Consider the following 7,964-nt stretch of genomic DNA (forward strand, 5'->3'; position numbering starts at 1 on the left):
GCCGCGCCGCGGCCGCCGGCCTGCGGACCGACCGGGTGAGCCCGCACGTGCTGCGGCACGCCTTCGCGAGCCACCTGCTCCAGAACGGTGCCGACCTGCGTATTGTCCAAGAACTGCTGGGACATGCCGACATCTCGACGACGCAGATCTACACCCACGTTCTCGACGAACGGTTGAAGGGCATGGTGCGCGACCTTCATCCGCTCAACGATCGAGACGATTACATCGAGCCTGGAACTGTTTCCTCATAAGAACCGTATCATAACGCACCATTATGCCGACTATGCCGGCTGATCGGTCATGGATTGCTACAAATTCGGGCTCCAGCTTGGTGTATTGCCGTTGACATCGCGGGCGTGGTCTGACCCTTTACAAGGGCCACGATGCTGAGGAGTCGGCGCAGCGGCTCGAACGGGCCGGTGCCAGGGTACGATGCGCCTCGATCTCCCGACACTCTTCACGATGACGGCCGCCGTCACCTTCACGGTGGGCGTGCTGTTCCTGCTGTCGTGGAGCCAGTCGCGCCGCGAGCGCGCCCTGGCGGTGTGGGGCGTCGCCCACGTCGTCGGCAGCGTCGCCTCGCTGATGCTGGCCCTGCGCGGGCAGATCCCGGACAGCCTGTCCATCGGTCTCGCCAACGCGCTGATGATCGGCGCCTACGGACTGATCTGGAGCGGCGTGCGCGCCTTCGAGGGCCGCCGGCTGCACCTCGACTGGGCCCTGGCCGGCGGGACGATCTGGATCGCGGCCTGTCTCGTGCCCGCCTTCTTCGAGTCGCTCCCCGCCCGCGTCGGCCTCGCCTCGACGCTCGCCGGGTTCTATTGCGGCTCCGGCGCGCTCACCATCTGGCGCGGACGCGGCGAGCCGCTGGTGTCGCGCTACCCGGCGCTGCTTCTGCTCGCGACCTACGCCGCCCTGTACTGGCTCCGTGTGCCGCTGGCCTTCACCGTGCCGATCCCGGCCTCCGTCGCGGTCGCCTCGCCGTGGTTCGCCATCCTCTGCTTCACCGGCACGCTGTTCTCGGTGGCCATCGCCTTCGTGTTCATGGCGCTGACCAAGGAGCGGGCCGAGCGCGAGCAGCGGCTGGCCGCCGAGACCGATTCGCTCACCGGCATCGCCAACCGCCGCGCCCTGGTCGCGGGGGCCGAGCGGCACCTCGCGGTGGCGCCCGCCGCCCTGCTCCTGTTCGATCTCGATCACTTCAAGTCGATCAACGACCGCTTCGGCCACAGCGTCGGCGACGCGGCTCTGGCCGCCTTCTGCCACATCGCCGCCCCTCTGCTGCCGCCCGGCACGGTGTTCGGGCGGATGGGCGGCGAGGAGTTCGCCTGCCTGCTGCCGCGGTTCGACGAGCGGGCGGCGGCGCGGGTCGCCGAGCGGGTTCGGGCCGGCGTCGCCGGCTTCGCTCACCCGGCCTATCCCGATCTCACGATGAGCGTGAGCGTCGGCGTCGCTGCGGAAAGCCAGATCGGCGGCAGCCTCGACTACCTGCTGCGCCGGGCCGACGACGCCCTCTACCGGGCCAAGCGGACCGGGCGCGACCGGGTCGTCACCTCCGGGGGCGATCCGCTTCCCGCGGTCGAGGAGGCCCTCGGCACGGGGCTGCACGCCAAGGCGGGCCGCCGGAGCCGGATGCGGTCGCCGTGAGCTCCGTCCACATCGATCTGCCGTCCGCCCGTTGAAGCCGCCCGGTCCTCCATCGACGGCGCACCGAATCCTGCGGCATCGTCGCGCCCTACGGGAGCGGGCGGTCGAGACCGCTCCGGGGAGAGGGTGACGATGCGGCGGCTGGCTCGGGGGATCGTCCGCGGCGCCGCCTGGGCCGTTCTGTTGGTGGGTTCGGCCCGGGCCGAGCCGGTCGAGGGCCGGATCGACGCGCTGCTCGCCCGCATGACGCTGGAGGAGAAGGCCGGCCAGCTCAACCTGATCTCGCACGAGCCGATCCTCGACCTCGGCAGCTTCCGCCGCGGGGAAGTCGGGGCAATCATCAACTTCAGCAATGCCGGTCTCGTCGCCCAGGCCGACCGGCTCGCCCGCTCCTCGCGGCTCGGGATCCCGCTGCTCGTCGGACTCGACATCGTCCACGGCTACCGCACCATCTTCCCGCTTCCGCTCGCCATGGCCGCGAGCTTCGATGCCGGCCTCCTGCGCCGCGCCGCCGCCGCCCAGGCGCGCGAATCCGTCGGCGTCGGCCTCAACTGGACCTTCTCGCCGATGGCGGACGTCGCCCGCGACCTGCGCTGGGGCCGGGTCGTCGAGGGCCTGGGCGAGGATCCGTGGCTGACCGGGCGGCTCGCCGCCGCGCAGGTCGAAGGCTTTCGCGATGGCGGGCTCGCGAGCACGCTGAAGCATTTCGCGGGCTACGGCGCGGTGCTCGGCGGGCGCGACTACGACGCGACCTTCGTGGCGCCCACCGAACTGCACGACCTCCACCTGCCGCCGTTCCGCGAAGGCGTCCGCGCCGGCGCCGACGCGGTAATGACGGCGCTGACCGCGCTGAACGGCCTGCCCACGACCGCCGACCCGGCGCTGATGACGGGCCTGTTGCGGCGGCAACTGGGCTTCTCCGGGCTCGTCGTGGCCGATTGGCAGGCGGTGGCGAGCCTCGTGAAGCACGGCGTCGCCCGCGACGGGGCCGAGGCCGTGCGCAAGGCGCTGCTCGCCGGCGTCGACATGGACATGACGAGCGGGCTCTACCTGCGCCACTTGCCCGAGGAGGTGCGCACCGGCCGCGTTCCGGAAGAGGCGGTCGATGCGGCGGTGCGCCGGGTGCTGCGGCTGAAATTCGGGCTCGGCCTGTTCGACCGCGCCGTGATCGATCCGGACGGTGCGGAGGAGAGACTCCTGCGCCCCGAGACCCGGCGGCTCGCCCGCGAGGCGGCGCGGGCGAGCCTCGTCCTGCTCCAGAACCGCGACGACCTGCTGCCGCTCGATCCGGCCAAGGTGCGCCGCATCGCCGTCGTCGGCCCCTTCGCCGATTCCGCCTGGGATCAGGTCGGCCCGCACGAGGGCGCGGGGCAGGAATGGGACGCGGTGACGATCCTGGCGGGCCTGCGCGAGCGCGCCGCCGCGGCCGGCGTCGCGATCGAGTTCGCGCCGGGATGCCCGCGGGTCTGCGACGGCCGTGCGGGTTTCGCCGAAGCGGTCGAGGCGGCGGCGCGGGCCGATCTCGTCGTGGCGGTGATGGGCGAGCCGCGGGACCGCTCGGGCGAGGGCTCTTCGAGCGCGTATCTCTCCTGGCCGGGCCTGCAACACGACCTGCTCGCCGCGGTCGCCGGGGCCGGCAAGCCGGTCGCGCTCGTCGTGGTCGGCGGACGCCCGACCGAACTCGGACCGGCGCTGGCCCACGCGCAGGCGGTGCTGATGGCCTGGCTTCCGGGCACCGAGGGCGGGCCGGCGGTGGCCGAGACGCTGTTCGGCGATGCCAACCCCTCCGGCAAGCTGCCGGTCTCCTGGCCGCGCACCGTCGGGCAATTGCCGCTGACCTACGACGCCCTGCCGGGCGGGCGCCCGCATCTCCCGGGCTCGCGCTGGACCATGGGCTATGCCGACGAATCGCCGTCGCCGCTATTCCCGTTCGGCTACGGCCTCTCCTACACCCGCTTCGCCTACGGCGAGCCGGAGATCGTGACGCCGCATGTCGGTGTCGGCGATCGCTACGACGCCGCGCTGGAGGTGCGCGCAGCCGTCACCAATTACGGCACGCGGGCGGGTCGGGCGGTGGCGCAGCTCTATGTCAGCCAGCCGGTGGCGGGCCGCAGCCGGCCGCGACGCCTGCTGAAGGGCGTCGCGCTTCTCGATCTCGCCTCGGGCGAGACCGGCACCGCGAGCTTCCGCGTGCCCGCGCGCGACCTCGGCTATCACGAGCCGGACGGCACGCTGGTGGTGGAGGCCGGGACCTACCTCGCCCATGTCGGCGGCGACGCGGTCGCCACCCGGAGCGCCGGCTTCACCGTCGAGACCGGCTGGCGCGGGCCCCCCGGCAGCGACGAGGCGCGTCGCTGACACTCAAGCTTTTGATGCCGGCATCGCCTTTTTCCGAAGGCCGGCGGTCACCTCTTCGGACGACGCCCTATCCGAACGTCTTCCGCGGATCGAACGCGTCGCGCACCGCCTCGCCCGCGAAGACGAGCAGGCTCAGCATCGTCGCCACCACGAAGAAGCCGGTGAGGCCGAGCCAGGGCGCGTTGATGTTGTCCTTGCCCTGCGCCAGCAACTCGCCGAGCGAGGGCGAGCCGGGCGGCAGGCCGAAGCCGAGATAGTCGAGGGAGGTCAGGGTCGTCACCGAGCCGTTGAGGATGAACGGCAGGAAGGTGAGCGTCGCCACCATGGCGTTGGGCAGCAGGTGGCGGGTCATGATGCGCACGTTCGACAGGCCGAGCGCCCGGGCGGCGCGCACGTATTCGAAGTTGCGCGCGCGCAAAAATTCCGCGCGCACCACGCCGACGAGCGCCGTCCACGAGAACAGCGTCAGGATGCCGAGCAGGGTGAAGAAGCTCGGCACCAGGAAGGCCGACATGATGATGATGAGGTAGAGCGTCGGGATCGCGCCCCAGATCTCGATGACCCGCTGGAAGGTGAGGTCGGTCCAGCCGCCGAAATAGCCCTGCACCGCCCCGGCGATCACGCCGATGACCGACGAGATGCCGGCGAGCACGAGGCCGAACAGGATCGAGATGCGGAATCCGTAGATCACCCGCGCCAGCACGTCCCGCGTCGCGTTGTCGGTCCCGAGCCAGTGCCACTCGATGTCGCGGCAGCCGAGTTCGCGCCCCTCGGCCTTCACGCCGGCCCGCTCGGCGACCGGGCGACACTGTTCGTCGCTCAGCATCCAGGTCGGGGGCGAGGGCGCCGGGGTCGGCAGGTCCCGCATGTAGGTGTTGTCGGCGTAGGGGATCGGCGGCCAGAGCGCCCAGCCGTTCTCCTCGATCTCCTTGCGCGTCTCGGGCGCGCGGTAGTCGGTCTGGGCCAGGAAGCCGCCGAACTTCTCGTCCGGATAGTCGATCAGGACGGGGAACAGCCACTCGCCCTTGTACTGCATGACGATCGGGCGATCGTTGGCGATCAGTTCGGCGAACAGGCTCAGCACGAACAGCACGGTGAAGATCACCGCCGACCCGTAGCCGCGCCGGTTCGCGCGGAAATTCGCCAGCCGCCGCCGGTTGAGCGGCGAGAGGCCGCGGCGCTCGGCGGTCGGCAGGGCCTGCATCTGCGGCGCGTTGCCCGGCGCGGTGACGGGCACCGCGTCGGGTTCGGGTCGCAGGTGCTCGTTCATCGGCTCCAACCCTCACGCTCGGGCGGCCGATGCCGGCTCAGTCGAGCCGGATTGCGGTGCCCTCGATCTCGCTCGGCCGCAAGTCGCCCTTGCGCTCGAGATGGCGGCGCAGCAGGCGCACGTTGCGGCGGTTCGCCTTGAAGGCCGCGTCGAGCAGGTCGCCGGCCAGCGGCACCGCGCCCACCGCGCCGTCGAGGGCGACGTTGGCCATCATGCGCCAGACCAGCCAGCGCGGCGCGCCGAGCCGTTTCGCCTCGTAGACGATGTAGGACGCGATCGCCATGCCCGCGATGTCGCCGAGCACGGGGACGAGGCCGATCACCGCGTCGAGCCCGACGCGGCGGTTGATGCCCGGCAGGAGGAAGGCCGAGTCCATCAGGTGGGCGAGCTGCTCCAGCCGCTGGAGGCTCGCCTCCGTACTGGTGTCGGTGAAGCGGCGCAGCTGCGCCGCGCCGGGAGGCTCGCGATAGGCCATGCTGGGGGTCTGGGCGGAGGTGGTCATGGCAGACGATGTGGCCCCACCCCGACCGTTGCACAAGGAAGCCGACGCGCGCGCGCTCACCGCCCGCGAAATAATCCCCCCAGCCGCTCGACCGCCGCGTCGAGGGTGGCGTCCGTCTTGGCGAAGCAGAAGCGGGCGAGGTGTCTCACGCCGCCTTCCGCGTAGAAGGCGCTGACGGGGATCGCGGCCACGCCGTGCGCGGTGACGATCCGCTCGCAGAAGGCGACGTCGTCCTCGGCGAGAGCCGCGACGTCGACGGTGAGGAAGTAGGTGCCCGCGCTCGGCAGCACCGTGAAGCCAATCCCCGTCAGGCCGGCCGCCAGCCGGTCGCGGGAGCGGGCGAGTTCGGCGCGCATCCCCTCGAAATATCCGTCCTCCTTGGCCAGCCCGTAGGCGACCGCCTCCTGAAGGTTCGGCGGCGTGGTGAAGGTGAGGAACTGGTGCGCCCGCGACAGGACCCGCATCAGCGGCTCGCTCGCCATCACGAAGCCGACCTTCCAGCCGGTGAGGCTGAAGATCTTGCCCGCCGAGCCGATCTTCACCGTGCGCTCGCGCATGCCCGGCAGCGCCATCAGCGGGAGGTGGCGACGGCCGTCGAAGATCACGTGCTCCCAGACCTCGTCGCAGACCGCCACCGCGTCGAAGCGCCGGCAGAATTCGGCGAGCAGGGCGAGGTCGTCCGGCCCGAAGACGGTGGCACTCGGGTTGAGCGGGTTGTTGAGCAGGACGAGGCGGGTGCGCTCGGAGAACACCGCGGCGAGCGCCGCCTCCTCGATCCGGAAATGCGGGGGCTTGAGCGTGACGAAGCGCGGCACGCCGCCGGCCCGGCGCACCAGCGGCAGGTAGGCGTCGTACATCGGCTCGAACAGCACGACCTCGTCGCCCGGCCGCACCAGGGCCATCAGCGCGCCGGCGAGCGCCTCGGTCGCGCCCGAGGTCACCATCACCTCCCGCTCGGGATCGAGGTCGAGGCCCTGATGGTGCCGGTAATGCGCCGCGATCGCCCCGCGCAGGGAGGGCAGCCCCATCATCGGCGGGTACTGGTTGCTGACGCTCTCCAGTGCCCGCGCCGCGGCGGAGCGCACGTCGGCGGGTCCCTGCCCGTCGGGAAAGCCCTGGCCCAGATTGATCGCGCCGTGCTGCCGCGCCAGCCGCGACATGGATTCGAACACGGTTTCCGGCAAGTCGGCGAAGACCGGGTGACCGGTGAAAGCGGGGATGCGATTCGCTGCGGGATCCATGGTCGATGTCTTCGCAGAGCGGCCGCGCCGCTCCAAGCGCCTTCGGAAAGGTGGGAACGGGACGAGAACTTGAGCGCGCTTGGTATCGTCCGGCGCGAAGACAAGAGGCGTCTTGCCGGAGCCTTGCGAGAACATCCCGATCCGGTCTGTGCGACGTGCGTTCACGCACACGAGTTGGCGGATGAGCCGCGAAAACCCGTTTTTGCAGCGCATCGAACGGCTGACGAATGTTGACGATCATCAGTCGTAAGCGCATGTTCACCCCACGGTCGGACCGGCCGCCGCGCTGAAGGAACTTCGCCCCCTCGTTTCTTGAGTGTGGCAGGCCGGTCCGGTCGTCCTCCTGAAAAGGCCGCCGCTCGACACGGCGGCCTTTTTCATGTCCGATCGGGCGGCGCGCCCGGTCCCGCGGCGCCCCTCTCGTCATCGGCGGATCATGCGTCTCGGAACCTGCCTGCTGCTGGCCGTCATGTCCGCCGGTCTCGGCCTGGGCCTGCGCTTCGTCGTGCCGGTGACGCCGGTCGATGCCTCGTTCCGCGACGTGATGCGCCTCTATCAGTCGCAGGGCGGGCCGGAGGGCAGCAACATGCCGGAAACGTCGGCGCCGTAGGAACACCGCATTGCCAGGCGATGCTCGCCGGCCTTACCGAAGCGGGCCCGTCCGGGCCGCACGGTCTCGACGGGATCGGACTTCCGGCCGACTGAAGCGTTCCTGCGGACCGGCCCGCATTCGATGGCCGTGGTTGATGTCGACGAGTGTGTGAGGGATGAACGAGAGTTCGCCGATACGCAGGGAGACCGCCCGGGAATACCGGACGGCGGATCCGGTGCCGACCGCGCCGGTCCGCCGGCGCACGCGGTTCGGCCGCTGGATGGTCGCCCTGCTGATCCTGGGTGGCGCCGGCGCGGTCGCCCACCGCACCTACGAGGCCCGGCAGAAGCCGGC

At 71.1% G+C, this 7,964-nt stretch carries 7 protein-coding genes; 4 read left to right on the top strand and 3 right to left on the bottom strand.

Annotated elements, in window-relative coordinates; all coding sequences use genetic code 11:
• From MFF42_RS04135 to MFF42_RS04145, 3 genes are all read left to right on the top strand, one after another.
• Positions 1 to 251, top strand: a 251-nt coding sequence (locus MFF42_RS04135; protein WP_238254624.1) for a tyrosine-type recombinase/integrase, incomplete at its 5' end; no start/stop codon positions are given.
• A gap of 181 nt (positions 252 to 432) precedes the next feature.
• Positions 433 to 1,647: a GGDEF domain-containing protein gene (locus tag MFF42_RS04140; RefSeq protein ID WP_238254625.1), complete on the top strand. Its 1,215-nt coding sequence runs from the start codon at positions 433 to 435 to the stop codon at positions 1,645 to 1,647.
• A gap of 132 nt (positions 1,648 to 1,779) precedes the next feature.
• On the top strand, positions 1,780 to 4,005 hold the full coding sequence (locus MFF42_RS04145; RefSeq protein WP_238254626.1) for a glycoside hydrolase family 3 N-terminal domain-containing protein: 2,226 nt from the start codon (positions 1,780 to 1,782) through the stop codon (positions 4,003 to 4,005).
• Positions 4,006 to 4,072: 67 nt separating this feature from the next.
• Here the strand turns inward: MFF42_RS04145 and MFF42_RS04150 are convergent, their stop codons facing one another.
• The 3 genes from MFF42_RS04150 to MFF42_RS04160 all read right to left on the bottom strand — a co-directional run bounded on the left by MFF42_RS04150 (position 4,073) and on the right by MFF42_RS04160 (position 7,018).
• Positions 4,073 to 5,275 (bottom strand): ABC transporter permease, encoded by a 1,203-nt coding sequence (locus tag MFF42_RS04150; RefSeq protein WP_238254627.1) that lies wholly within the window; start codon positions 5,273 to 5,275, stop codon positions 4,073 to 4,075.
• A 37-nt stretch (positions 5,276 to 5,312) separates the two neighbouring features.
• Positions 5,313 to 5,750, bottom strand: a complete 438-nt coding sequence (locus MFF42_RS04155; RefSeq protein ID WP_238254630.1) for a DUF4112 domain-containing protein — start codon at positions 5,748 to 5,750, stop codon at positions 5,313 to 5,315.
• A gap of 83 nt (positions 5,751 to 5,833) precedes the next feature.
• Complete coding sequence (locus MFF42_RS04160; RefSeq protein ID WP_238254628.1) at positions 5,834 to 7,018, bottom strand: aminotransferase; 1,185 nt, start codon at positions 7,016 to 7,018, stop codon at positions 5,834 to 5,836.
• A gap of 436 nt (positions 7,019 to 7,454) precedes the next feature.
• Here MFF42_RS04160 and MFF42_RS04165 point away from each other — a divergent pair, with 436 nt between their 5' ends.
• Positions 7,455 to 7,628, top strand: coding sequence for a hypothetical protein (locus MFF42_RS04165; RefSeq protein WP_238254629.1), 174 nt, complete (start codon positions 7,455 to 7,457; stop codon positions 7,626 to 7,628).
• Positions 7,629 to 7,964: the final 336 nt, after the last annotated feature.

The sequence above is a fragment of the Methylorubrum podarium genome, from assembly GCF_022179745.1.
Classification (GTDB): Bacteria; Pseudomonadota; Alphaproteobacteria; order Rhizobiales; family Beijerinckiaceae; genus Methylobacterium; species Methylobacterium podarium.

Coding starts and splice junctions, on each gene's coding strand:
- MFF42_RS04140 (WP_238254625.1), top strand. CDS start 433: ATGCGCCTCGATCTCCCGACACTCTTCACGATGACGGCCGCCGTCACC.
- MFF42_RS04145 (WP_238254626.1), top strand. CDS start 1,780: ATGCGGCGGCTGGCTCGGGGGATCGTCCGCGGCGCCGCCTGGGCCGTT.
- MFF42_RS04150 (WP_238254627.1), bottom strand. CDS start 5,275: ATGAACGAGCACCTGCGACCCGAACCCGACGCGGTGCCCGTCACCGCG.
- MFF42_RS04155 (WP_238254630.1), bottom strand. CDS start 5,750: ATGGCCTATCGCGAGCCTCCCGGCGCGGCGCAGCTGCGCCGCTTCACC.
- MFF42_RS04160 (WP_238254628.1), bottom strand. CDS start 7,018: ATGGATCCCGCAGCGAATCGCATCCCCGCTTTCACCGGTCACCCGGTC.
- MFF42_RS04165 (WP_238254629.1), top strand. CDS start 7,455: ATGCGTCTCGGAACCTGCCTGCTGCTGGCCGTCATGTCCGCCGGTCTC.